Annotated in this window: 20 protein-coding genes; 10 read left to right on the forward strand and 10 right to left on the reverse strand. The window is 72.3% G+C overall.

Annotation, left to right across the window (positions count from 1 at the left end):
* Positions 1 to 399 precede the first annotated feature (399 nt).
* On the reverse strand, positions 400 to 567 hold the full coding sequence (locus ABT057_RS12010) for a hypothetical protein (RefSeq protein ID WP_352342537.1): 168 nt from the start codon (positions 565 to 567) through the stop codon (positions 400 to 402).
* Positions 568 to 702: 135 nt separating this feature from the next.
* Positions 703 to 2,187 (reverse strand): M1 family metallopeptidase, encoded by a 1,485-nt coding sequence (locus ABT057_RS12015; RefSeq protein WP_352342538.1) that lies wholly within the window; start codon positions 2,185 to 2,187, stop codon positions 703 to 705.
* 223 nt (positions 2,188 to 2,410) lie between these two features.
* Here ABT057_RS12015 and ABT057_RS12020 point away from each other — a divergent pair, with 223 nt between their 5' ends.
* Positions 2,411 to 4,360 carry a Xaa-Pro dipeptidyl-peptidase gene (locus tag ABT057_RS12020; RefSeq protein WP_352342540.1) on the forward strand — a complete coding sequence of 650 codons (1,950 nt, stop codon included), beginning with the start codon at positions 2,411 to 2,413 and terminating at the stop codon, positions 4,358 to 4,360.
* A gap of 7 nt (positions 4,361 to 4,367) precedes the next feature.
* On the opposite strand, the gene ABT057_RS12025 is transcribed toward ABT057_RS12020, so the two are convergent.
* Positions 4,368 to 5,324: an NAD(P)/FAD-dependent oxidoreductase gene (locus ABT057_RS12025; RefSeq protein ID WP_352342542.1), complete on the reverse strand. Its 957-nt coding sequence runs from the start codon at positions 5,322 to 5,324 to the stop codon at positions 4,368 to 4,370.
* Between the two features lie 75 nt (positions 5,325 to 5,399).
* On the opposite strand from ABT057_RS12025, the gene ABT057_RS12030 reads away from it, so the two are divergent.
* Positions 5,400 to 7,040: an ABC-F family ATP-binding cassette domain-containing protein gene (locus ABT057_RS12030; RefSeq protein WP_352342544.1), complete on the forward strand. Its 1,641-nt coding sequence runs from the start codon at positions 5,400 to 5,402 to the stop codon at positions 7,038 to 7,040.
* Here the strand turns inward: ABT057_RS12030 and ABT057_RS12035 are convergent.
* The 4 genes from ABT057_RS12035 to ABT057_RS12050 all read right to left on the reverse strand — a co-directional run bounded on the left by ABT057_RS12035 (position 7,037) and on the right by ABT057_RS12050 (position 10,941).
* Positions 7,037 to 7,639: a DinB family protein gene (locus tag ABT057_RS12035; protein WP_352342545.1), complete on the reverse strand. Its 603-nt coding sequence runs from the start codon at positions 7,637 to 7,639 to the stop codon at positions 7,037 to 7,039. The two genes, ABT057_RS12030 and ABT057_RS12035, sit on opposite strands and share 4 nt — an antisense overlap.
* A gap of 41 nt (positions 7,640 to 7,680) precedes the next feature.
* Complete coding sequence (locus ABT057_RS12040) at positions 7,681 to 8,247, reverse strand: putative glycolipid-binding domain-containing protein (protein ID WP_352342547.1); 567 nt, start codon at positions 8,245 to 8,247, stop codon at positions 7,681 to 7,683.
* A gap of 48 nt (positions 8,248 to 8,295) precedes the next feature.
* Positions 8,296 to 10,716 carry a Tex family protein gene (locus tag ABT057_RS12045; protein ID WP_352342548.1) on the reverse strand — a complete coding sequence of 807 codons (2,421 nt, stop codon included), beginning with the start codon at positions 10,714 to 10,716 and terminating at the stop codon, positions 8,296 to 8,298.
* A 93-nt stretch (positions 10,717 to 10,809) separates the two neighbouring features.
* On the reverse strand, positions 10,810 to 10,941 hold the full coding sequence (locus ABT057_RS12050) for an LPFR motif small protein (RefSeq protein WP_020129452.1): 132 nt from the start codon (positions 10,939 to 10,941) through the stop codon (positions 10,810 to 10,812).
* 141 nt (positions 10,942 to 11,082) lie between these two features.
* Here ABT057_RS12050 and ABT057_RS12055 point away from each other — a divergent pair, with 141 nt between their 5' ends.
* Both ABT057_RS12055 and ABT057_RS12060 read left to right on the forward strand, forming a co-directional pair.
* Positions 11,083 to 12,045 carry a GlxA family transcriptional regulator gene (locus ABT057_RS12055; protein ID WP_352342549.1) on the forward strand — a complete coding sequence of 321 codons (963 nt, stop codon included), beginning with the start codon at positions 11,083 to 11,085 and terminating at the stop codon, positions 12,043 to 12,045.
* Between the two features lie 46 nt (positions 12,046 to 12,091).
* Positions 12,092 to 12,727, forward strand: coding sequence for a DJ-1/PfpI family protein (locus ABT057_RS12060; protein ID WP_352342550.1), 636 nt, complete (start codon positions 12,092 to 12,094; stop codon positions 12,725 to 12,727).
* Here ABT057_RS12060 and ABT057_RS12065 read toward each other — a convergent pair.
* Positions 12,714 to 13,463 (reverse strand): enoyl-CoA hydratase/isomerase family protein, encoded by a 750-nt coding sequence (locus ABT057_RS12065; protein ID WP_352342551.1) that lies wholly within the window; start codon positions 13,461 to 13,463, stop codon positions 12,714 to 12,716. The genes ABT057_RS12060 and ABT057_RS12065 overlap by 14 nt on opposite strands.
* 212 nt (positions 13,464 to 13,675) lie before the next feature.
* On the opposite strand from ABT057_RS12065, the gene ABT057_RS12070 reads away from it, so the two are divergent.
* Positions 13,676 to 14,218, forward strand: coding sequence for an ATP-binding protein (locus ABT057_RS12070; protein WP_352342858.1), 543 nt, complete (start codon positions 13,676 to 13,678; stop codon positions 14,216 to 14,218).
* 3 nt (positions 14,219 to 14,221) lie between these two features.
* Here ABT057_RS12070 and idi read toward each other — a convergent pair whose 3' ends face one another.
* Both idi and ABT057_RS12080 read right to left on the reverse strand, forming a co-directional pair.
* The gene (idi, locus tag ABT057_RS12075) at positions 14,222 to 14,815 is read right to left on the reverse strand and encodes an isopentenyl-diphosphate Delta-isomerase (RefSeq protein ID WP_352342552.1); all 594 of its coding nucleotides are present in this window, start codon (positions 14,813 to 14,815) and stop codon (positions 14,222 to 14,224) included.
* A 207-nt stretch (positions 14,816 to 15,022) separates the two neighbouring features.
* Entirely contained in the window at positions 15,023 to 15,964 is a 942-nt protein-coding gene (locus ABT057_RS12080; protein WP_352342554.1) for a cation diffusion facilitator family transporter, read from the reverse strand.
* Positions 15,965 to 16,517: 553 nt separating this feature from the next.
* Between ABT057_RS12080 and ABT057_RS12085 the strand changes: the two genes are divergently transcribed.
* Genes ABT057_RS12085 through ABT057_RS12105 form a run of 5 tightly spaced genes read left to right on the forward strand, consistent with a single transcriptional unit; the run spans position 16,518 to position 21,744 of the window.
* Complete coding sequence (locus ABT057_RS12085; RefSeq protein WP_352342556.1) at positions 16,518 to 18,311, forward strand: DUF5941 domain-containing protein; 1,794 nt, start codon at positions 16,518 to 16,520, stop codon at positions 18,309 to 18,311.
* Positions 18,308 to 19,060 carry a phosphocholine cytidylyltransferase family protein gene (locus tag ABT057_RS12090; RefSeq protein ID WP_352342557.1) on the forward strand — a complete coding sequence of 251 codons (753 nt, stop codon included), beginning with the start codon at positions 18,308 to 18,310 and terminating at the stop codon, positions 19,058 to 19,060. Before ABT057_RS12085 ends, ABT057_RS12090 begins: the two co-directional genes overlap by 4 nt.
* Positions 19,048 to 20,109: an iron-containing alcohol dehydrogenase family protein gene (locus ABT057_RS12095; protein ID WP_352342559.1), complete on the forward strand. Its 1,062-nt coding sequence runs from the start codon at positions 19,048 to 19,050 to the stop codon at positions 20,107 to 20,109. The genes ABT057_RS12090 and ABT057_RS12095 overlap by 13 nt, the downstream gene beginning before the upstream one ends.
* Positions 20,087 to 20,866, forward strand: a complete 780-nt coding sequence (locus ABT057_RS12100; RefSeq protein ID WP_352342561.1) for a CDP-alcohol phosphatidyltransferase family protein — start codon at positions 20,087 to 20,089, stop codon at positions 20,864 to 20,866. The genes ABT057_RS12095 and ABT057_RS12100 overlap by 23 nt, the downstream gene beginning before the upstream one ends.
* 32 nt (positions 20,867 to 20,898) lie before the next feature.
* Positions 20,899 to 21,744 (forward strand): glycosyltransferase family 2 protein, encoded by an 846-nt coding sequence (locus tag ABT057_RS12105; RefSeq protein WP_352342859.1) that lies wholly within the window; start codon positions 20,899 to 20,901, stop codon positions 21,742 to 21,744.
* Positions 21,745 to 21,815: the final 71 nt, after the last annotated feature.

The following is a 21,815-nucleotide window of genomic DNA, read 5'->3' on the forward strand; positions in this document are numbered from 1 at the left end:
CCAGTGGCTGCACACCTACAATCACCACCGCGGACACACCGCGCTGCAAGGCCAACCACCCGCCAGCCGCGTCCCCAACCTCACAGGGCAATACAACTAGGGCCCTTCTGATGGATCTCCGCGGCGTCGCGACGTCCGGCACGCACTCTCGCCGCACCGGACCGTCTCGCCGGAGGTTCGCGCCCGCGTCGAGGAGGCGGCGCGGGAGTTGAACTTCGCCGTGTCCCGTCAGGCTGCAAGCCTTGTCACGGGCAGGACCGGGACCATGGCAGTGCTCGTGCCCACACTCACCTCATGGCCAACGGCCATGCCGAAGGGCGGAAGGTCTGAGGCGACCACCGCCCTCGGCATCGCGAGTTCCCGAGACCACCGGGGATTACGGGACAGCCCTTAGGGCCCTCACTTGCGTCGGGTCACCGCCAGCCCGATCAGGCCGACGAAGGCGAGAAGGGCTCCCAGCAGGGTCAGCAGGGGGACACCGCCGATCAGGCCGATGCCGACCCCCACCGCCCCGACGCCCGCCAGGACCCGCCACAGACCCTCGTTGCCGTTCTGCGTGCCCGCCATGACCCTCTCCCCTCCGCCCACGGTCTCCGGAGACCCGGTCTCCAGGGATCCGTCTTCGGGAACCCGGTCTCCGGGAACCCTTCACGCCTTGTTACCCAGAGCCGTCGCGGATCAGGCAGGAGTTCGGGTCCGGATTCAACGCTCCTGGACGTGAAGGTCGTTCGTGGCCGCGATCTTCTTCCACGACCTCGGCTGCGCGGGAGCGGCGGCCTTCGCGAGCGCGGCCGGTGCCGCCGGCTTCGACGGCTGGAACAGCCAGGTGTCGAACAGCGCCCCGAGCGGCTTCCCCGAGACCTGCTCGGCGTACGCCCGGAAGTCGGCGATGTCGGCGTTGCCGTACGCGTACTTCTGCGGCCATCCCTTGAGGACGGCGAAGAACGCCTCGTCGCCGATCTCGTCGCGCAGCGCCTGCACCGCCAGGGCACCCCGGTCGTACACCGCGATGTCGAACTGCTTGTCCGCGCCGGGGTCTCCCGGCTTCACCGTCCAGAACGCGTCGTCCGCCGGGTGCGAGGCGTACACGTAGTCGGCCAGTTCCCGCGCCGTGCCCTCGCCCTCGTGCTCGGACCACAGCCACTGCGCGTACCGGGCGAAGCCCTCGTTGAGCCAGATGTCCTTCCAGCCCTTCAGCGACACGGAGTCGCCGTACCACTGGTGGGCCAGCTCGTGCACGACCACCGAGGTGTTGGAGCCGCCGGCGAACTGCCGCGGGCTGTAGTACACGCGGGTCTGTGTCTCCAGCGCGAACCCGGTGGTGGTGTTCGGCACGTACCCGCCCGCCGAACCGAAGGGATACGGCCCGAAGTAGCCGCTGAGCCAGTCGACGATCTCCCCGGTGCGCTCCACGCTCGCCCGCGCGGCCCCGTCGTCGTCGCCGAGGTCCTTGCTGTAGGCGTTGACGACCGGGATGCCGCCCTCCGAGGTGCCGGTCGTGACATCGAACCTGCCGAGTGCCAGCGTGGCCAGATAGGTCGCCTGCGGCTTGTTCTGGCGCCAGTTGTAGCGCGTCCAGCCGAGCCGTGAGGTCGTCGACTGGAGCGTGCCGCCCGAGATGGCCTGGGTGCCGTCCGGGACGGCCACGGACACGTCGTAGGTCGCCTTGTCCAGCGGGTGGTCGTTGCTCGGGAACCACCACCAGGCCGACTCGGGCTCGTCCGCAGCGACCGCGCCGTCCGGGGTGCGGTGCCAGGTGGAGAACCCGTAGGCGCTCTTCGTCGACGGCACCCCGCTGTAGCGGACGACGACGGTGACGGGCGTGCCCTTCGGCAGGGGCTTCTGCGGGGTCACCACCAGTTCGTGCTCGCCGGAGGCGGCGAAGGACGCGGTGGCGCCGTTCACCCGCACCTCGCTGACGTCCAGCAGGAAGTCCAGGTCGAAGCTCGACAGGTCCTCGGTGGTCCGCGCCAGGATCGTGGCCGTCCCCGCCAGCTCGTCCGTCGCCGGCTGGTACTGCAGCCGCAGGTCGTAGTGGGAGACGTCGTATCCGCCGTTGCCGTAGGCCGGGTAGTAGGGATCGCCGATGCCCGGCGCGCCGGGGGCGCCGCTCGCGGCGGACGCCGGGATCGCCAGCAGCACGGACGCGGCGGCGAGTACGCCCGGGGTGAGGATTCTGCGGTGCACAGGAGCTCCAAGTCGTGGGGAAACCAAGGGCTGTTCGGAGCCTATTGACTCGTTGTGCGCGCAGGGGTGTCCAGCGCCACCCCTGTCACACGATCGCCATTCGGCCGTCATGGGCGCACCACTCCCACGGGCTCCTTTCCGCCACGTCACGCGCCCCCCGTCCCGCACCGGGACGCACAGTCGTCCTCTTCTGCACGGGAGTTGACCGATGTACCGTCCGCGCATGCCGATACGCATGCGCTTCACGACCTGGAGAACGCTCGCGACCGCCGCCCTCACCCTTCTGGTGGCCGCCTTACTCACCCCGGTGGCAGCCCACGGCAGCCCGCGCGAGAGCAGACCCGTCTACTCCTACGCCGATGCCATCCGCGAGGCCGTGTGGGTCGACACCGGACTCGACGGCGACGGGGACGGGAAGCGGGACCGCGTCGCGGTCGACATCGTCCGCCCCCGCGAACCCACCGCCCGTGGCCGCAAGGTGCCCGTCATCATGGACGCCAGCCCCTACTACTCCTGCTGCGGCCGCGGCAACGAGAGCCAGCTCAAGACGTACGACACGGCGGGGAACGTCGTGCAGATGCCGCTGTTCTACGACAACTACTTCGTGCCCCGCGGCTACGCGTTCGTCGGCGTCGACCTCGCGGGCACCAACCGCTCCGACGGCTGCGTCGACGTCGGCGGCCGCTCCGACATCCTCTCCGCGAAGGCCGTCGTCGACTGGCTGAACGGCCGCGCCAAGGCGTACACCACCCGCACCGGCACCACGAGAGCGAAGGCGGGCTGGACCGACGGCACGACCGGCATGATCGGCAAGAGCTGGGACGGCACCATCGCCAACGGCGTCGCCGCCACCGGAGTGAAGGGCCTGAAGACCATCGTCCCGATCGCCGCCATCTCCTCCTGGTACGACTACTACTTCGCCCAGGGCGCCCCGCTCTACGACTCCGGCCCCGACTGGCTCTCCGGCTACGTCGACAGCCCTGACGCCCGCGCCAAGTGCGCCGCCGTCCAGCAGAAACTCGTCGACGACGCCCCGCGCACGGGCGACTGGACGTCCCTGTGGACCGAGCGGGACTACGTCAAGGACGCCGGCAAGGTGAAGGCGAGCGTGTTCGCCGTCCACGGCCTGCAGGACCTCAACGTCCGCACCAAGCACTTCGGCCAGTGGTGGGACGCCCTCGCGAAGAACGGCGTCGAGCGGAAGGTCTGGCTGTCGCAGACCGGTCACGTCGACCCCTTCGACTTCCGTCGCGCCGCCTGGGTCGACACCCTGCACCGCTGGTTCGACCACGAACTCCTCGGCTACGACAACGGTATCGACCGCGAGCCGATGGCCGACGTCGAACGCCACCCGGACCAGTGGGCCACCTCGAAGGTCTGGCCGCCGCGCGGCACCCGGGCCACGACCCTGCGCCCGGCCACCGGGACCCTGCCGGGCGTCGGCACCCTCGGCCTGCGCAAGGGCACCGGCACCGAGACCTTCACCGACGACCCTGGGCTGAGCGAGACGGACTGGGCCGCGCTGATCGACACTCCGACCTCCGCCAAGGCCGGTTTCGCCACCGGACCCCTCACCCGCGACCTGCGCCTGTCCGGCTCCTCGAAGGTCACCGTCACCGCGACCCCCACCACACCGACGGCCCATCTCACCGCCGTCCTGGTGGACCTCGGCCCCGACACCATCCGGGACTACGCGGCGAGCGGCGAGGGCATCACCACCCTCACCGACCGCACCTGCTGGGGCGAGAGCACCGCCGGCGACAGCGCCTGCTTCAAGGAGACCAGGGCGAAGACCACCGCCGTCGAGCAGACGGTCCTCAGCCGCGGCTGGGCCGACCTCGGCACCTACGCCGACCCCGGCAAGGGCGTGCCGCTCACCCCGGGCCGGGCGTACACGATCACCCTCGACCTGGCCGCCACCGACCACGTCGTCCCGGCCGGCCACCGGCTGGGCCTGATCGTCGCGGGCACCGACAAGGACCTCATCGACCCGCCCGCCGACACCCCGACCCTCACCCTGGACCTGGCCCGCACCTCCGCCCGGGTCCCGGTCGTCGGCGGCGCGGACGCCTTCGCCGCCGCCACCGCCGGAACCCGGGCGGCCGCTCCCACCCCCGGCGCCGCCCCGCTGGACGGCGTACGAGACCAGCGGAACACGCACCGCATCCCGTAACGGCCCGCTACGAGGAGGCGGCCAGCGCGGCCGCCTCCTCCGCGCACCCCCACGCCACCGTCACGCCTGCCCCGCCGTGCCCGTAGTGGTGCACCACCACACGCCCGTCGGGCAGCGTCCGGCGCTCCAGCCGTACGGCCGGCCGTACCGGCCGCAGCCCCACCCGGTGCTCCAGGATCCGCGCCCCGGCGACCTCCGGACGCAGGGCCGCACACCGCCGTACGATCGCCTCGGCCACCGCCGGGTCCGGCTCCGGCGACCACGCGTCGTCCTCGGCCGTCCCGCCCAGCAGCAGCCGCCCGGGCTGCGGGAAGAGATACGCGAGCTCGTGGCCCGAGGTCTCGCCGACGAGCCAGGTGTCGACGCCGGGGTTCTCGACCACGACCAGCTGTCCGCGCTGCGGCCGCACCGACCGGTCGCCCGCCAGTTCCCGCGCGCCCAGGCCCGCGCAGTTGACGACGACCGGCGCCCCGGCCTCCGCGAGATCGCTCACCGCGCGCTCCTCGACCGTGCCGCCCGCCCGCAGCAGCCTCCGGCGCAGCCACGGCAGATGCACGGCCATGTCGATCAGCGGCAGCCGCGCCCACATCGCGCCGCCCGCGGGGTACTCGCGGTCCGTGGCCCGCCGCAGCACCGCCAGCCGGCCCGCCGCCCAGCCCGCGACCTCCGCCGGGTCCGTCCCGCCCATGGCCCCTTCGACCAGGCGCACGCCGGTCTCCTCGGGCCGCTCGGCCAGTTCCTCGTACACCTCCAGCGAGCGCAGCGACCACCGCCGCGCGGCCGCCATCGGTTCGATGTGGTACGGCCACCACAGCGCGCCCGCCACCGCCGAGGTGGTCCGCTCCGCCGGGTCCCGGGTCCAGACCCGCACCCGCACACCGCGCTCGGCCAGGACGACGGCCGTCGCCAGACCGACGACCCCGCTGCCCACCACGATCACTTCGCCGTTCCCGCTGCTGTTCACGCGGGGACGGTAGCCGAACGGGCCGGCGGACGGCGAGTCCGGCGGGGGAACGCGGGCCGCTAGGATCTACGACCTGTGACCGCCACCCTCGTCGCCAAGAACCTCGCCGCCGGGCACGGCGACCGCTCCCTCTTCTCCGGGCTCGACCTCGTCGTCGCCCCCGGAGACGTGATCGGGCTGGTCGGTGCCAACGGCGCCGGCAAGTCCACCCTGCTCAGGCTGCTCGCCGGGCTGACCGCGCCCGAGGAGGGCGAGCTCCGGCTCTCCCCGCCGGCCGCGACCGTCGGCCATCTGCCCCAGGAGCCGGAGCGCCGGCCGGGGGAGAGCGTGCGAGAGTTCCTCGCCCGCCGCACCGGTGTCGCCGAGGCGCAGCGCACCATGGACGAGGCGACCCAGGTGCTGGTCGACGGGGCGCCGGGCGCGGACGACGCGTACGCGACGAGCCTGGAGCGCTGGCTCGGCCTCGGCGGCGCCGACCTCGACGAGCGGGCCGAGGAGGTCGCCGGCTCCCTCGGCCTCGGCGTGGACCTGGACCAGCCGATGACGTCCCTGTCCGGCGGCCAGGCCGCCCGCGCGGGCCTCGCCTCCCTGCTCCTGTCCCGCTACGACGTCTTCCTCCTCGACGAGCCCACCAACGACCTCGACCTGGACGGCCTGGAGCGCCTCGAGCGCTTCGTGACGGGCCTGCGCGCCGGCACGGTCGTGGTCAGCCACGACCGCGAGTTCCTCACCCGCACCGTCACCAAGGTCCTCGAACTCGACCTCGCCCAGCAGCGGATCAATCTCTACGGCGGCGGCTACGACGCCTACCTGGAGGAGCGGGACGTGGCCCGCCGGCACGCCCGCGAGGACTACGAGGAGTACGCCGACAAGAAGGCGGCCCTCCAGGAGCGGGCCCAGGTCCAGCGCTCCTGGATGGACAAGGGTGTGAAGAACGCGCGCCGCAAGGCGGGCAACGACAACGACAAGATCGGCCGCAAGTTCCGCAGCGAGGCCAGCGAGAAGCAGGCCGCGAAGGCCCGGCAGACCCAGCGCATGATCGAACGACTGGACGTGGTGGACGAGCCCCGCAAGGAGTGGGAGCTGCGCATGGAGATCGCGGCCGCCCCGCGCTCCGGCGCCGTGGTCGCCTCGCTCCGGGACGCCGAAGTACGGCGCGGCGACTTCTCCTTCGGTCCGGTGACCCTGCAGATCGACTGGGCCGACCGGGTCGCGGTCACCGGCGCGAACGGCGCGGGCAAGTCGACCCTGCTCGGCGCGCTGCTCGGCCGTGTCCCCCTGGACGCCGGACACGCCGCCCTCGGCTCGGGCGTCCTGGTCGGCGAGGTCGACCAGGCACGCGGGCTGTTCCTCGGCTCCGAGTCGCTGCTCGACGCGTTCTGCGCGGCCGTCCCCGACACGGAACCCGTCGAAGTCCGCACCCTGCTGGCCAAGTTCGGCCTGAAGGCGGACCACGTCCGGCGTTCGGCGGTCAGCCTGTCGCCCGGTGAACGCACCCGTGCCGCGCTCGCCCTCCTCCAGGGCCGGGGTGTCAACCTCCTCGTCCTCGACGAGCCCACGAACCACCTCGACCTCCCGGCCATCGAGCAACTGGAGTCGGCCCTCGACGCCTACGAGGGCACACTCCTGCTGGTCACCCACGACCGCCGCATGCTCGACGCGGTCAGTGTCACCCGACGCCTGGAGGTCGCCGACGGCAAGGTGACGGAGCGCTAACGGGCGTCCCGCGCAGCCCGCTCCACCCGGTCCCGGTGGGCTGCCCACCAGTCCGCGTCCTTCTCGGGCGTGTTGGCACCGCCCGGCCGTTGTCCCGTGCCCCCGTCGATCAGTTCCCGCACGATGTCGGCGTGTCCCGCGTGCCGCTGCGTCTCGGCGGTCATGTGGGCGAGGCTGTGATGGAGAGTGACCTCGGTGCCCGGTCCGCCGGGAATCCGGCCGACCGCGTCCAGCGGCAGCGCCGCGATGGTCTCGTCCGCGTGCGCGCAGGCCCGCCGGTAGAGATCGACGATCTCCTCCCGGGTCTCGTCGGCGCGCGCCCACAGGTCGGCGTTCGGCTCGGCGTCCCCGGTGATCCACAGCGGTGTCCCGGCGAACGGCCGCCCGTAGGCCGCCCCGAAGAACAGCGCCTCGGCACCGGCGAGATGCTTGACCAGGCCCAGCAGATTCGTGCCGGTGGGCGTCATGGGCCGGCGTACGTCGTACTCCGACAGCCCGTCGAGCTTCCACACCAGCGCGTCACGGGCGTCCTGCAGATACGTCTGGAGATCGTTCTTGGGATCCTTCTTGGGATCCTTCTTGGGTTCGGCGTCCGTCATACGGTCAGTCTGCCGACGGCAAGATCGCCGACAACCGGTTTTCAGGCGAGACGCGTCGCCAGCCCCGGGTAGTCGACCACGTACCCGTCCGCGTCGAACTCCACGTCGCCGCGGAACGTCCCCGAGGCGAACCGGACCAGCGCGGCGCCGCGCTCGCCCGCCCTCAGATACGTGTACGTCTGCCAGGACGGCCGCACGGTCAGCGCCGGCACCGACACCCACACCGTCAGCAGCCGCCGCTCGCCCGGCCCCCGGTGCAGGCCGTGCCGCAGGACCGGCATCGTGTTGGTGAGGGGGCACAGGCCCAGGTCGCAGTCGACGGCGGGACCGAACCCGGGCAGCCGCTCCCCGTCGGCGGTCCAGCCGCCCCGCCCGTCGTGCCGCAGATCCAGCGACCGGGTCCGCTCGGCGGTCTCCACCGTCACCCGCAGCCGACGGGTCACGAACCCGCCCGCGGTGTCGAGGTCGTACGACACCCAGTACGGCTCCGGCACGATTCCGACCGCGCGGCCCCGTGCCCGCAGCTCTCCGTCGCCGGCGTCGGCCCACGCGGTCTCGTAACCGCCGCTCGCCGGCACCTTCCAGGTGAGGACACGGGAAGTGGTCATACGGTCACTGTACGAGCGGGCCGGGCGGGTGCGCCCGGCCCGCCTCTCTCAGCCCCGGCCCTTCTTCGGGTCGAGCAGCCCCGCCCGGCGCAGCGCGTCGGCCATCGCGCTGTTGGCCGGCGGCGGAGCCGGACGCCCGCCACCGCCTCCGCCGCCGCGCTGCCCGCCGTTCCCCCCGCGCCGGCCGTCGGCCTGCTGCCGCTGCTGCGGCGGACGCCCGCCGCCCCGCTGCGGACGGCCGCCGCCGGAGGACCGCTCCTGGCCCTGCGGTGCCGCCTCGTCGTCCAGTCGGAGCGTCAGCGAGATCCGCTTGCGCGGGATGTCGACGTCGAGGACCTTCACCTTGACGATGTCACCGGGCTTGACCACGTCCCGCGGGTCCTTGACGAACGTCTTCGACAGCGCGGAGACGTGCGCCAGACCGTCCTGGTGGACGCCGACGTCGATGAACGCCCCGAAGGCCGCCACGTTCGTCACGACCCCCTCCAGGACCATCCCGGCGGACAGGTCGGAGATCTTCTCCACGCCGTCCTTGAAGGTGGCCGTCTTGAAGGCGGGCCGCGGGTCGCGCCCGGGCTTCTCCAGCTCCTTGAGGATGTCGGTGACGGTCGGCAGACCGAACGTCTCGTCCACGAAGTCGGTCGGCCGCAGCGAGCGCAGCACACCGGTGTTGCCGATCAGGGAGGCCACCTCCTGCCCGGAGGTCTTCACCATGCGCCGCACCACCGGGTACGCCTCGGGGTGCACGCTGGAGGAGTCGAGCGGGTCCGAGCCGCCGCGGATCCGCAGGAAGCCCGCGCACTGCTCGTAGGCCTTGGGACCGAGCCGCGCCACCTTCTTCAGCTCCGTACGGGACGTGAACGGCCCGTTGGTGTCCCGGTGCGCCACGATGTTCTCGGCGAGCCCGGAGGTGATGCCGGAGACCCGGGCGAGCAGCGGCGCGGAGGCGGTGTTGACGTCCACGCCCACGCCGTTCACACAGTCCTCCACCACCGCGTCCAGCGAACGCGACAGCTTCACCTCGGACAGGTCGTGCTGGTACTGGCCGACGCCGATCGACTTCGGGTCGATCTTCACCAGTTCGGCCAGCGGGTCCTGGAGCCGGCGGGCGATGGAGACCGCGCCGCGCAGCGACACGTCCATGTCGGGCAGCTCCTGCGAGGCGAACGCGGACGCCGAGTACACGGAGGCGCCCGCCTCCGACACCATCACCTTGGTGAGCTTCAGCTCCGGGTGCTTCGTGATCAGCTCGCCGGCGAGTTTGTCGGTCTCCCGCGACGCCGTGCCGTTGCCGATCGCGACCAGCTCGACCGCGTGCTCCTTCGCCAGCCGCGCGAGCTTGGCGATCGCCTCGTCCCACTTGTTGGCCGGGACGTGCGGGTAGATGACGTCGGTCGCGACGACCTTGCCGGTGGCGTCGACGACGGCCACCTTCACGCCCGTGCGGAAGCCGGGGTCCAGGCCCAGCGTCGCGCGCGTGCCGGCCGGCGCGGCGAGCAGGAGGTCGCGCAGGTTCGCCGCGAACACGTTCACCGCCTCGTCCTCGGCGGCCGTGCGCAGCCGCAGCCGCAGGTCGATGCCCAGGTGGACGAGGATGCGGGTGCGCCAGGCCCAGCGGACCGTGTCCGTCAGCCACTTGTCGGCGGGGCGGCCCCGTTCGGCGATCCCGAACCTCGACGCGACGATCCCCTCGTAGGACGACGGGCCGGGCTGCTCGGAGGGCTCCTCCGGCTCCAGGACGAGGTCGAGGACCTCCTCCTTCTCACCACGCAGCATCGCCAGGATCCGGTGCGAGGGCAGCTCGGTGAACGGCTCGGCGAAATCGAAGTAGTCGGCGAACTTCGCGCCGGCCTCCTCCTTGCCTTCCCGTACCTTGGCGGCCAGCCGGCCGCGCACCCACATCCGCTCGCGCACCTCGCCGATCAGGTCGGCGTCCTCCGAGAACCGCTCGGTCAGGATCGCCCGCGCACCGTCGAGCGCGGCCTGCGGATCGGCGACGCCCTTGTCGGCGTCGACGAACGCGGCCGCGGCGGCGACGGGGTCGACCGACGGATCGGCCAGCAGCCCCTCGGCGAGCGGCTCGAGACCGGCCTCGCGGGCGATCTGTGCCTTGGTGCGCCGCTTGGGCTTGTACGGCAGGTAGATGTCCTCCAGCCGTGCCTTCGTCTCGGCGCCGCGGATCTGCGCCTCGAGCGCCTCGGTGAGCTTGCCCTGCTCGCGCACCGACTCCAGGATCGCCGTCCGGCGCTCCTCCAGCTCCCGCAGATAGCGCAGCCGCTCCTCGATCGTGCGCAGTTGCGCGTCGTCGAGCATCTCGGTCGCTTCCTTGCGGTAGCGGGCGATGAAAGGCACCGTGGAGCCGCCGTCCAGCAGCTCCACGGCGGACTTCACCTGCCGTTCCCGTACGCCGAGCTCCTCGGCGATCCTGCCCTCGATGGACCCTGCTTCGATGGATCCGGCTGTCGTCACGATCCCGTACCGCCTTCTCGCTCAAGGTTGCGCGGCAATTGTGGCAGGTGGCGCCGACACTCGGGGATCAGGGCGCGGACATCGGGCCGCGCGTCAGGCCCTGCGGCTCCTGGTGGAGCCCGACGCGCCGCCGAAGAGCCGGGCCAGGGCCCGGAAGGGCAGCGTCACCACGGTGGCGACGGCGCCGCCGATCTGTCGCAGCACGTCTGCGATGGCACGGAACACGAGTCTCCCCTTTCGTCACCCGGCCCCGACGGCCCGGGAGCCGCCGAGTACCTCGGCGGCTCCCGGTCACACCGCGCGATGGCAGAAAAGGTGGGGAGCCCGTCATTGCCGCCATGCCGCGGCGCGCGAAGAATCGTCCTCATGGCGCAGCGAACCGTCCTCGTCGTCCTCTTCGACGGCGTCAAGAGCCTCGACGTCACCGGCCCCCTGGAGGTCTTCACGGGCGCCGAGCGGCACACCCCGGGCACGTACCGCATCCGTACGGCCTCCCTGGACGGCGGCCCGGTGCGTACCTCCAGCGGGCTGACCCTCGTACCGGACGAGGTCCTCACGCGCGCGCGTGCCCCGCACACGCTTCTCGTACCCGGTGGCCAGGGCACCCGGGGGCCGGACGCGCGGCCGCTCACGGACTGGCTGCGCGCGAACGCCCCGCGCGCGAAGCGGCTGGTGTCGGTGTGCACCGGCGCGCTCCTGCTGGCCCGGGCCGGGGCGTTGGACGGCCGCCGGGCGACGACCCACTGGGCGTACTGCGACCGGCTCGCCCGCGACCACCCCGCCGTCGAGGTCGACCCCGACCCGATCTACGTCCGGGACGGCGCCGTCTGGACCTCGGCCGGGGTCACCTCCGGCATCGATCTGACCCTCGCGCTGGTCGAGGAGGACCTCGGCCGGGACGCGGCCCTCGCCATCGCCCGCCATCTGGTCGTCTTCCTGCGCCGGCCCGGGAACCAGGCCCAGTTCAGCGCCCAGCTCGCCGCCCAGACGGCACGCCGGGAGCCGCTGCGCGAGGTCCAGCAGTGGATCACCGAGCATCCGGCCGACGACCTGAGCGTGGAGTCGCTCGCCGCCCGCGCCCGGCTCTCGCCCCGGCACTTCGCCCGCGCCTTCCTCGCCGACACGGGCACCACCCCCGGCCGCTATGTCGACCGGGTCCGCCTCGAACACGCCCGCCGGCTCCTGGAGGACACCGCCGACGGCGTCGAGGAGATCTCCCGCGCCAGCGGCTACGGCACCCCCGAGGCGATGCGGCGCGCCTTCGTCAAGGCCCTCGGGACGGCCCCGGCGGAGTACCGCCGCCGATTCCGGCCCGCCACCACCCACTGAGCCCGCCACCACCCACCGAGCTGTGCCACCCACTGGAGGGGACCCGATGCAGATCGCCTTCGTCGTCTACGACCGTTTCACCGCACTCGACGTCGTGGGGCCGTACGAGATCCTCTCCCGCGCCCCGGACGCGGAGGCCGTCTTCGTGGCCCGGGAGAGAGGGCCCGTCCGCACGGAGTCCGGCTTTCTGGCACTCACCGCCGACAGGGCGCTGTCCGAGGTCCCCGCTCCCGACGTCGTGGTCGTCTCCGGCGGCCCCGGCCAGAGCGCGCTCATGGCCGACGAGCCCCTGCTCGACTGGCTCAGGACCGCCGACGCCACCAGTACCTGGACGACGTCCGTCTGCTCCGGCTCCCTGCTGCTCGCCGCAGCGGGCCTCCTCGAGGGACGCCGGGCCACCTCCCACTGGCTGGCCCTGGAGCAGCTCGGGGCGCTGGGCGCCGAACCCACCGGCGAGCGCGTCGTCTTCGACGGCAAGTACGTCACCGCCGCCGGGGTCTCCTCCGGCATCGACATGGGGCTCGCGCTGCTCGGCCGGATCGCGGGCGACGACCACGCCCGGTCCGTCCAACTGGGCACGGAGTACGACCCGCAGCCGCCCTACGACGCCGGTTCGCCCGCGAAGGCCCCGGCCCACCTCGTCGACCGGCTCAGGGCGCGCTCCCGCTTCATCCTGACGTAGTCCAGGTGAAGCGCGGCTCCCTGCGCTCCAGGAACGCGGCGACACCCTCCGCGGTGTCGCCGCTGCCACGGGCCTGCGCGGCCCAGTGGGCGTCCCGGTCCGTGCGGCCGTTCGCGAACTCCTTCGCGGCGGCCTGCGTCAGCTGTGAACGCGACACCAGTACACGGGTGAACTCCTCGACGCGCTTGTCGAGTTCGTCCGCGGGCAGCATCTCGTCGACCAGGCCGGTGCGCAGCGCCCGCGGAGTGTCGATCAACTCGCCCGAGAACAACAGGTACTTGGCGGTCGCCGGGCCGACCAGCGCCACCAGCCGCCGGGTGGCGGAGGCCGGATAGACGATGCCGAGCTTCGCCGGGGTCACCCCGAACAGAGAGCCCTCCTCGGCGAACCGCAGATCGCAGGCCACCGCGAGCTGCGCGCCCCCGCCCACGCAGTGCCCCTTCACGGCCGCCAGCGTCGGCTTCGGGAACGCCGCGAGGGCCTCCTCGGCCTGTACCGCCAGCTGCTGCGCCTCGTCCGCCGATCCCCGCAGCGTGGAGATGTCGGCGCCCGCGCAGAAGGTGCCGCCCGCGCCCGTCACCACCAGTGCCCGGACCCCGTCGTCGGCGGCCAGCCCGTCCAGCAGCGGCGGCAGCGCGGCCCACATCGCGGCCGTCATGGCGTTGCGCTTCGCCGGGTGGTGCAGGACGACGGTGGCGACCCCGTCGGTGACGCCGTGCAGCAGTTCGGGCTCCATGGCCCGGATGCTAACCCCGGGCCGTACAACACGAATAATGCGCGAACCCGGCATCGCCGCGACAGAAACAGTCTCCGATGCGGCGGGGGCATACGGAAACAGTCGGAAACACTCGATAATCGCTGACTTCTGTTCAGTCCTCCGGGGGGATGCCCCTCGTTACCAACACTCGACGCGTGGTGACAATCGAGCGCGAGGGCGGCGACCGGACGATGGACAACCACGGGCGCGGGCCCGACCCACGCCCAGCGGGCGGCGCGGACGCACCCCTCGGGTCCGCCGAGGACCCGGACCCCGGGCCGGCCGCCGATCCGGTTCCCGGGCCGCTTCCCTACGAGGGAGTCTGGCGGTTCACCGCGCCCGCCGTGGACGCCTCCGTCCCACAGGCGCGACACGCCGTACGGGACCTGCTGTACCGCCAGGGAGTGCCCGTCTCCGACGACCTGCTCCAGGGGCTGCTGCTGATCGTCTCCGAGCTGGTCACCAACGCCGTCCGGCACGCGGCGCTGCTGTCGCCGATGCTCGCCGTGGAGGTGGCCGTCGGGGCCGAGTGGGTGCGGGTGGCCGTGGAGGACAACCACCCCTACCGCCCGACCGCCCTGGAGGCCGACCACGACGAGACCGGCGGCCGGGGACTGCTCCTGGTACGGGAGATCACCAGGGAGGCGGGCGGGGCGTGCGACGTCGAGCACACCTCCGGCGGCGGCAAGGTGATCTGGGCCGCCCTGCCGCTCAAACCCGTCCGGACGCCCTGAGGATCACCAGCCGGCCGACGGCCCCGTCAGCTCCCGCACCGCGGGCCGGGCCGCGTCCAGCACCGTCATGAACCAGGCGGAGAACGTGTCCTTCGCATGCCGCTCGGCCAGTTCGGCGGGTGTCACGAAGGCCGTGTCGCCGACCTCGTCCGGGTTCGGCCGCAGCGGCGACTGCACCATGCCGACGAACAGATGGTTGTACTCCTGCTCGACCAGGCCGGACGCCGGGTCCGGATGGTTGTAGCGGACCGTGCCCGCCTCGCCCAGCAGCGACGGGGACACCCCCAGCTCCTCGAAGGTGCGCCGGGCGGCCGCCGCGAACGGCGCCTCGCCGGGGTAGGGGTGACCACAGCAGGTGTTGGACCACACACCGGGGGAGTGGTACTTGCCGAGCGCCCGCTGCTGGATCAGCAGCCGGCCCCGCTCGTCGAAGAGGAACACGGAGAACGCGCGGTGCAGCCGGCCCGGCGGCTGGTGGGCGGCGAGCTTCTCCTCGGTGCCGATCGTCACGCCGTTCTCGTCGACCAGTTCCAGCAGAATCGCGTCCGCGGTGCCTTCCGACGAGCTGTACGTCGCGGTGGCAGGTGTGATCGGCATACCCATCCTTAGCATCGGTCCTCGCGTCCCCAGTCTGCCGTACGCGCGCGGCCCTCCCGGCACTTCGCGCGAACGCCGCGCATGTCCCCGCGCGCGGCAACGGGCCCCGATGGCTGATCTTGCCCGGAGCCCGGGGCGGAGAACCGTCCTGAACGAGTGTGCGATTACGGGGACGGCCGGACGGGCTCGGACGGGCAGCGGGCGGGCTCAGTGACAGAGCCGCGCCTCGTGCTCCGCGTGGCCGCTCGGCTCCAGCTGGAAGGTGCAGTGCTCCACGTCGAAGTGGTGGCCCAGGCAGCCCTGCAGTTCGTGCAGCATCTTCTCGTGGCCGATGGCGTTCAGCACGTCCGAGCGCACCACCACGTGCGCCGACAGCACCGGCAGCCCCGAGGTGATCGTCCAGGCGTGCAGATCGTGCACGTCCTCCACCCCGTCCAGGGCGACGATGTGGGCCCGCACCTCCGCCATGTCGACGTCCCTGGGCGCCGACTCCAGCAGCACGTCGAGCGTCTCGCGCAGCAGCTTCACGGTCCGCGGCACGATCATCAGGCCGATGACCAGCGAGGCGATCGGGTCGGCCGCCTGCCAGCCGGTGGCCAGGATCACCCCTGCCGAGATCAGCACCGCCACCGAGCCCAGCGCGTCCGCCGCCACCTCCAGGAACGCCCCGCGCACGTTCAGGCTCTCCGCCTGACCCCGCATCAGCAGCGTGAGCGAGATCATGTTGGCGACCAGACCGACGGCGCCGAACCAGATCATCAGCCCGCCCTCGGTGGCGGCCGGGGTGAAGAACCGCTGGACCGCCTCGTACAGGACGTAGCCGCCCACCCCGAGCAGCAGCAGGCAGTTGGCGAGCGCGGCCAGGATCTCGGCGCGGGCGAACCCGAAGGTGCGGTTGGTGCTCGCGGGCCGGTTGGCGAAGTGGATGGCGAGCAGAGACATGCCGAGGCCCAGCGCGTCCGTCGCCATGTGCGCCGCGTCCGCCACCAGCGCCAGCGAGTCCGCGAGGATCCCGCCGACGATCTCGACCACCATCACCGCGAGCGTGATCGACAGCGCGACGCGCAGTGTGCCCCGGTAGGCCGCGGCAGCCGTGCCGGTGGTCGGCGCGTGCGCGTGCCCATGGCCGTGGTCGTGCCCTGCCCCCATGGAAACACCCTCCTGTGGTTGCCCGGGATCACAGTGAACTACGGGTAGGGGGTATCCGGCAACGCGGCACTGAACACCGTTGTCATGTGCCCTGACCTGCAGAAACCAAGTGCAGGTCAGGGCACCCTCAGTTCGGTTTCCGCGGTGGACAGCGCCGGCCCTGCCGGGCCGGCTCCACCCTCTCGCGCACCTCGCACCGGGCCGTCCGGCCGAGTTCCTCCGCGGCCGGCCGCGGAGGCGACCGAGCGCGACACCGGCTTCTCGGCGCGCGAGCCGGGGACGCGATGCCTCGCCGCGGGTGAGCTGCTGCTCCGGGGGTGCGGTTTGTCGGTCGGGCGGCCGATCACCGATGATGATCTCGGCAGAGCACGGGCGAACCGTGCCGGCGAATCGCGTTGACCGGAGCTGAACGGCCGGTGAACACGGCTTTCCCGGCATCCGATAGCCTCTGCCGACATGCCGCCCGCCCGGCCCCGACCGGCGCAATCCAAAGGGCGCCCCCACCGTGTACACGACCGGCGCGCACGCGCCGGGAGGCAGGGAGTGAGTTCGGTTGCCGACCGCCATCCTCACCGGTCAGCCGGTGCCCGGATCGTCGCTGGAGGGCGATCTGCGGTCCCTCGGCTTCGAGGTCCGGCCGGCCGCCGACGCGGCCGACGCCGAAGCCCTGCTGGCCGCCGTGCCGGCCCAGGAGCGGGTCGCGGTGGTCGACGCCCGCTTCGTGGGCCACGCGCACGCCCTGCGCCTGGGCCTCACCGACCCCCGCTTCCCGCTCGCCGCGATCCCCGGCGCGCTCACCGCGCAGCCCGCCGGCCGCCAGGCCCTCACCCGCGCGCTGGCCCGGGAGAACTCGGCGGGCGGCGGCACCGCTCTCGCCGTGGACAGCCTCGCCGACCGCGTCGCCGAAGCCCTGGACGCCGACGGGGCGGACATCCACCACCCCGAACTCGGCAGCCTGGTCGCCGAGGTCCCCGCCGACCCGCAGGCCCGCAACGAGGCGAGGCAGGCCGTCGCCGCCGTCGACGACGAGGCCGTACGCCTGAAGTCGGCCGTGAAGGCCCGCGACGGCTTCTTCACCACCTTCTTCATCAGCCCGTACTCCCGCTACATCGCCCGCTGGTGCGCCCGCCGCGGCCTCACCCCGAACCAGGTCACCACGGCCTCCCTCCTCACCGCGCTCGTCGCGGCGGGCTGCGCGGCCACCGGAACCCGCGGCGGGTTCGTCGCCGCCGGCGTGCTGCTCATCGCGTCCTTCGTCCTGGACTGCACCGACGGCCAGCTCGCCCGCTACTCCCTGCAGTACTCCACGCTCGGAGCCTGGCTGGACGCCACCTTCGACCGGGCCAAGGAGTACGCCTACTACGCCGGTCTCGCCCTCGGGGCGGCCCGCGGCGGCGACGACGTGTGGGCCCTCGCCCTGGGCGCGATGATCCTGCAGACCTGCCGGCACGTGGTCGACTTCTCCTTCAACGAGGCCAACCACGACGCCACCGCCAACACCAGCCCCACCGCCGCCCTCTCCGACAAGCTGGACAGCGTCGGCTGGACGGTCTGGGTGCGGCGGATGATAGTCCTGCCCATCGGCGAACGATGGGCCATGATCGCCGTCCTGACGGCTCTCACCACCCCCCGCATCACCTTCTACGTGCTGCTGATCGGCTGCGCCCTGGCGGCGACCTACACCACGGCCGGGCGGGTGCTGCGCTCGGTGACCCGCAAGGCGCGGCGCACGGACCGGGCCGCGCAGGCGCTGACCGACCTGGCGGACAACGGGCCGTCGGCCGAACTGGCGGCGCGGATCCTGCCCGGCAGGTCCCCGCTCCCCGCCTTCCTCTGGGCCGCCGTCGGGGCCGTACTCGTGCCGCTCGCGGCCTGGCTCGACGGCCCGGGATGGTCGGTCGTCGGGTGTGCCGTCGTCTACGTCCTGCTCTCCTGCGAAGCCGTCGCGAAGCCCCTCAAGGGAGCCCTCGACTGGCTCGTCCCCCCGCTCTTCCGCGCCGCCGAATACGGCACCGTCCTGATCCTCGCGGCCAAAGCGGACGTGAACGGAGCGCTTCCTGCGGCTTTCGGGCTGGTGGCCGCCGTCGCCTACCATCACTACGACACGGTGTACCGCATCCGCGGCAACGCCGGAGCGCCGCCGGCCTGGCTGGTGCGCGCCATCGGGGGGCAGGAGGGGCGGACGCTGCTCGTCGCCGCGCTGGCCGCCCTGCTCACCGCCACGCGGTTCAAGGCCGCGCTCACGGCCCTGGCCGTGGCCGTTGCCCTGGTGGTGCTCGTGGAGAGCATCCGCTTCTGGGTGTCCTCAGGGGCGCCCGCCGTACACGATGAAGGAGAACCCGCATGATCGGCCTCGTGCTGGCGGCCGGCGCCGGACGGCGTCTGCGCCCCTACACCGACAGCCTGCCGAAGGCGCTGGTGCCGGTGGGGCCCGCGGGCATAGAGGACTCGATCACCGTCCTCGACCTGACCCTCGGCAACTTCGCCGAGATCGGGCTGACCGAGGTCGCGGTCATCGTCGGCTACCGCAAGGAGGCCGTGTACGAGCGCAGGGCGGCCCTGGAGGCGAAGTACGGCCTCAAGCTGACCCTCATCGACAACGACAAGGCCGAGGAGTGGAACAACGCCTACTCCCTGTGGTGCGGCCGTGACGCCCTCAAGGACGGCGTGATCCTCGCCAACGGCGACACCGTCCACCCGGTCTCCGTCGAGAAGACCCTGCTCGCCGCCCGCGGCGAGGGCAGGAGGATCATCCTCGCCCTCGACACCGTGAAGTCCCTCGCCGACGAGGAGATGAAGGTCGTCGTCGACCCCGAGCGGGGCATGACGAAGATCACCAAGCTGATGGACCCGGCCGAGGCCACCGGCGAGTACATCGGCGTCACGCTCATCGAGGGCGACGCCGCCCCCGAGCTCGCCGACGCGCTGAAGACGGTCTGGGAGACCGACCCGCAGCAGTTCTACGAGCACGGCTACCAGGAGCTCGTGCACCGAGGCTTCCGGATCGACGTGGCGCCGATCGGCGACGTCAAGTGGGTCGAGATCGACAACCACGACGACCTCGCCCGTGGACGGGAGATCGCGTGCCAGTACTGACCAGGCTCATCCCCTCGCCGGTCGTCGTCGACATCCGCCCGGGTGCCCTCGACGATCTGGCCTGTGTGCTCGCCGACGAGCGCATCTCGCAGTCGGGCAGGCTCGCCATCGCGGTCAGCGGCGGCTCCGGCGCGCGGCTGCGCGAACGGATCGCCCCGTCCCTGCCCGGCGCCACCTGGTACGAGGTCGGCGGCGGCACCATCGACGACGCGGTCCGGCTCGCGAACGACATCAAGGCCGGCCGCTACGACGCGGTCGTGGGCCTCGGCGGCGGAAAGATCATCGACTGCGCCAAGTTCGCGGCGGCGCGGGTCGGCCTCCCCCTGGTGGCCGTCGCCACCAACCTCGCGCACGACGGTCTGTGTTCACCGGTCGCCACCCTCGACAACGACGCGGGGCGCGGATCGTACGGTGTGCCGAACCCGATCGCGGTCGTCATCGACCTCAACGTGATCCGTGAGGCCCCCGTCCGTTTCGTCCGTTCCGGCATCGGCGACGCCATCTCCAACATCTCCGCGGTCGCGGACTGGGAGCTGTCCAACCGCGTCAACGGGGAGAAGATCGACGGCCTCGCGGCCGCCATGGCCCGCCAGGCCGGCGAGGCGGTGCTGCGGCACCCGGGCGGGGTCGGCGACGACGCCTTCCTCCAGGTCCTGGCCGAGGCGCTGGTCCTCACCGGTGTCGCCATGTCGGTCTCGGGCGACTCCCGCCCCTCCTCCGGCGCGTGCCACGAGATCAACCACGCCTTCGACCTGCTCTTCCCCAAGCGGGCCGCCGCCCACGGTGAGCAGTGCGGCCTCGGTGCCGCCTTCGCGATGTACCTGCGCGGAGCCCACGAGGAGGCGGCCTGCATGGCCGGGGTGCTCAGGCGGCACGGGCTGCCGGTGCTGGCGGAGGAGATCGGCTTCACCGTGGACGAGTTCGTCCGCGCCGTGGAGTTCGCCCCCGAGACCCGGCCCGGCCGCTACACGATCCTCGAACACCTCGACCTCAAGACCGAACAGATCAAGGACAACTACGCCGACTATGTCAAGGCCATCGGTAGCTGAACTCAGGCCGGTCGTCCACCCCCCGGGGGTGAAGGACCGGCGCAGCGGTGAGCACTGGATGGGGCGCCTCTACATGCGTGAGGTGTCCCTGCGGGTGGACCGCTACCTGGTGAACACCAGGGTCACGCCCAACCAGCTCACGTACCTGATGACCGTCTTCGGCGTCCTCGCGGCGCCGGCGCTCCTGGTGCCGGGGGTGTGGGGCGCCGTGCTCGGGGTGGTCTGCGTGCAGATGTACCTGCTGCTGGACTGCGTGGACGGTGAGATAGCGCGCTGGAAGAAGCAGTACTCGCTCGGCGGGGTCTATCTGGACCGGGTCGGCGCGTACCTCACCGACGCCGCCGTCCTCGTCGGCTTCGGGCTGCGCGCCGCCGACCTGTGGGGCGGCGGCCGGATCGACTGGCTGTGGGCGTTCCTCGGCACGCTGGCCGCGCTCGGCGCGATCCTGATCAAGGCCGAGACCGACCTGGTCGGCGTGGCCCGGCACCAGACCGGGAAGCCGCCGGTCCAGGAGGCCGCCGCCGAGATGCGCTCCTCCGGCATGGCGCTGGCCCGCCGGGCCGCCGCGGCGCTCAAGTTCCACCGGCTGATCCTCGGCATCGAGGCCTCGCTGCTGATACTGGTCATCGCCTTCGTCGACCAGGCCCGCGGCGACCTCTTCTTCTCCCGGCTCGGCGTCGCCGTACTGGCCGGCATCGCGCTGTTGCAGACGCTGCTGCACCTGGTGTCCATCCTCGCGTCGAGCAGGCTCAAGTGAGCGCCCAGCGGGTCGGCGCGGTGATCATCACGATGGGCAACCGCCCCGCCGAGCTCAGGGCCCTGATCGACTCGGTCGCCAAGCAGGACGGCGACCCGGTCCAGGTGGTGGTGGTCGGCAACGGCTCGCCCGTCCCGGACGTCCCCGACGGCGTACGCACGGTCGAGCTGTCCGAGAACCTCGGCATACCCGGCGGCCGCAACGTCGGCATCGAGGCCTTCGGCCCCAGCGGCCGTGAGGTCGACATCCTGCTCTTCCTCGACGACGACGGCCTCCTCGCCGGCCACGACACCGCGCAGCTGTGCCGCGAGGCCTTCGCGGCCGACCCCGGCCTCGGCGTCATCAGCTTCCGCATCGCCGACCCGGACACCGGCGTCACCCAGCGCCGGCACGTCCCGCGGCTGCGGGCCTCCGACCCCATGCGCTCCTCCCGGGTCACCACCTTCCTCGGCGGCGCCAACGCCGTACGCACGAAGGTCTTCGCGGAAGTGGGCGGACTGCCGGACGAGTTCTTCTACGCCCACGAGGAGACCGACCTGGCCTGGCGGGCCCTCGACGCGGGCTGGATGATCGACTACCGGTCCGACATGGTCCTCTACCACCCCACCACCGCGCCCTCCCGGCACGCGGTCTACCACCGGATGGTCGCCCGCAACCGGGTCTGGCTGGCCCGCCGCAACCTGCCCGCCGTGCTCGTCCCGGTCTACCTCGGGGTGTGGCTGCTGCTCACCCTGGCGCGCCGCCCCTCGCGGTCCGCGCTCAGGGCGTGGTTCGGCGGTTTCCGGGAAGGCTGGACGACACCGTGCGGTGAACGCAGGCCCATCAAGTGGCGTACCGTTTGGCGGCTGACCCGACTGGGCCGGCCCCCGGTGATCTGACAAGCTCGTCCTGAGGGCGCCCCGGGCCGTACCCAGGGCCGCCCCCCGGCTCGTGCCAGCCATCTCGAGGC

This window comes from Streptomyces sp. NPDC002588, from assembly GCF_040295925.1.
Lineage (GTDB): Bacteria > Actinomycetota > Actinomycetes > Streptomycetales > Streptomycetaceae > Streptomyces.

What these genes read in the sequence shown, in the direction of transcription:
- ABT057_RS12060 (WP_352342550.1), top strand. Translation starts at nt 12,092, where the DNA reads ATGCAGATCGCCTTCGTCGTCTACGACCGTTTCACCGCACTCGACGTC.
- ABT057_RS12020 (WP_352342540.1), top strand. Translation starts at nt 2,411, where the DNA reads ATGCCGATACGCATGCGCTTCACGACCTGGAGAACGCTCGCGACCGCC.
- ABT057_RS12010 (WP_352342537.1), bottom strand. Translation starts at nt 567, where the DNA reads ATGGCGGGCACGCAGAACGGCAACGAGGGTCTGTGGCGGGTCCTGGCG.
- idi (WP_352342552.1), bottom strand. Translation starts at nt 14,815, where the DNA reads ATGCCGATCACACCTGCCACCGCGACGTACAGCTCGTCGGAAGGCACC.
- ABT057_RS12055 (WP_352342549.1), top strand. Translation starts at nt 11,083, where the DNA reads ATGGCGCAGCGAACCGTCCTCGTCGTCCTCTTCGACGGCGTCAAGAGC.
- ABT057_RS12070 (WP_352342858.1), top strand. Translation starts at nt 13,676, where the DNA reads ATGGACAACCACGGGCGCGGGCCCGACCCACGCCCAGCGGGCGGCGCG.
- ABT057_RS12040 (WP_352342547.1), bottom strand. Translation starts at nt 8,247, where the DNA reads ATGACCACTTCCCGTGTCCTCACCTGGAAGGTGCCGGCGAGCGGCGGT.
- ABT057_RS12100 (WP_352342561.1), top strand. Translation starts at nt 20,087, where the DNA reads ATGTCAAGGCCATCGGTAGCTGAACTCAGGCCGGTCGTCCACCCCCCG.
- ABT057_RS12090 (WP_352342557.1), top strand. Translation starts at nt 18,308, where the DNA reads ATGATCGGCCTCGTGCTGGCGGCCGGCGCCGGACGGCGTCTGCGCCCC.
- ABT057_RS12080 (WP_352342554.1), bottom strand. Translation starts at nt 15,964, where the DNA reads ATGGGGGCAGGGCACGACCACGGCCATGGGCACGCGCACGCGCCGACC.
- ABT057_RS12105 (WP_352342859.1), top strand. Translation starts at nt 20,899, where the DNA reads ATGGGCAACCGCCCCGCCGAGCTCAGGGCCCTGATCGACTCGGTCGCC.
- ABT057_RS12065 (WP_352342551.1), bottom strand. Translation starts at nt 13,463, where the DNA reads ATGGAGCCCGAACTGCTGCACGGCGTCACCGACGGGGTCGCCACCGTC.
- ABT057_RS12035 (WP_352342545.1), bottom strand. Translation starts at nt 7,639, where the DNA reads ATGACGGACGCCGAACCCAAGAAGGATCCCAAGAAGGATCCCAAGAAC.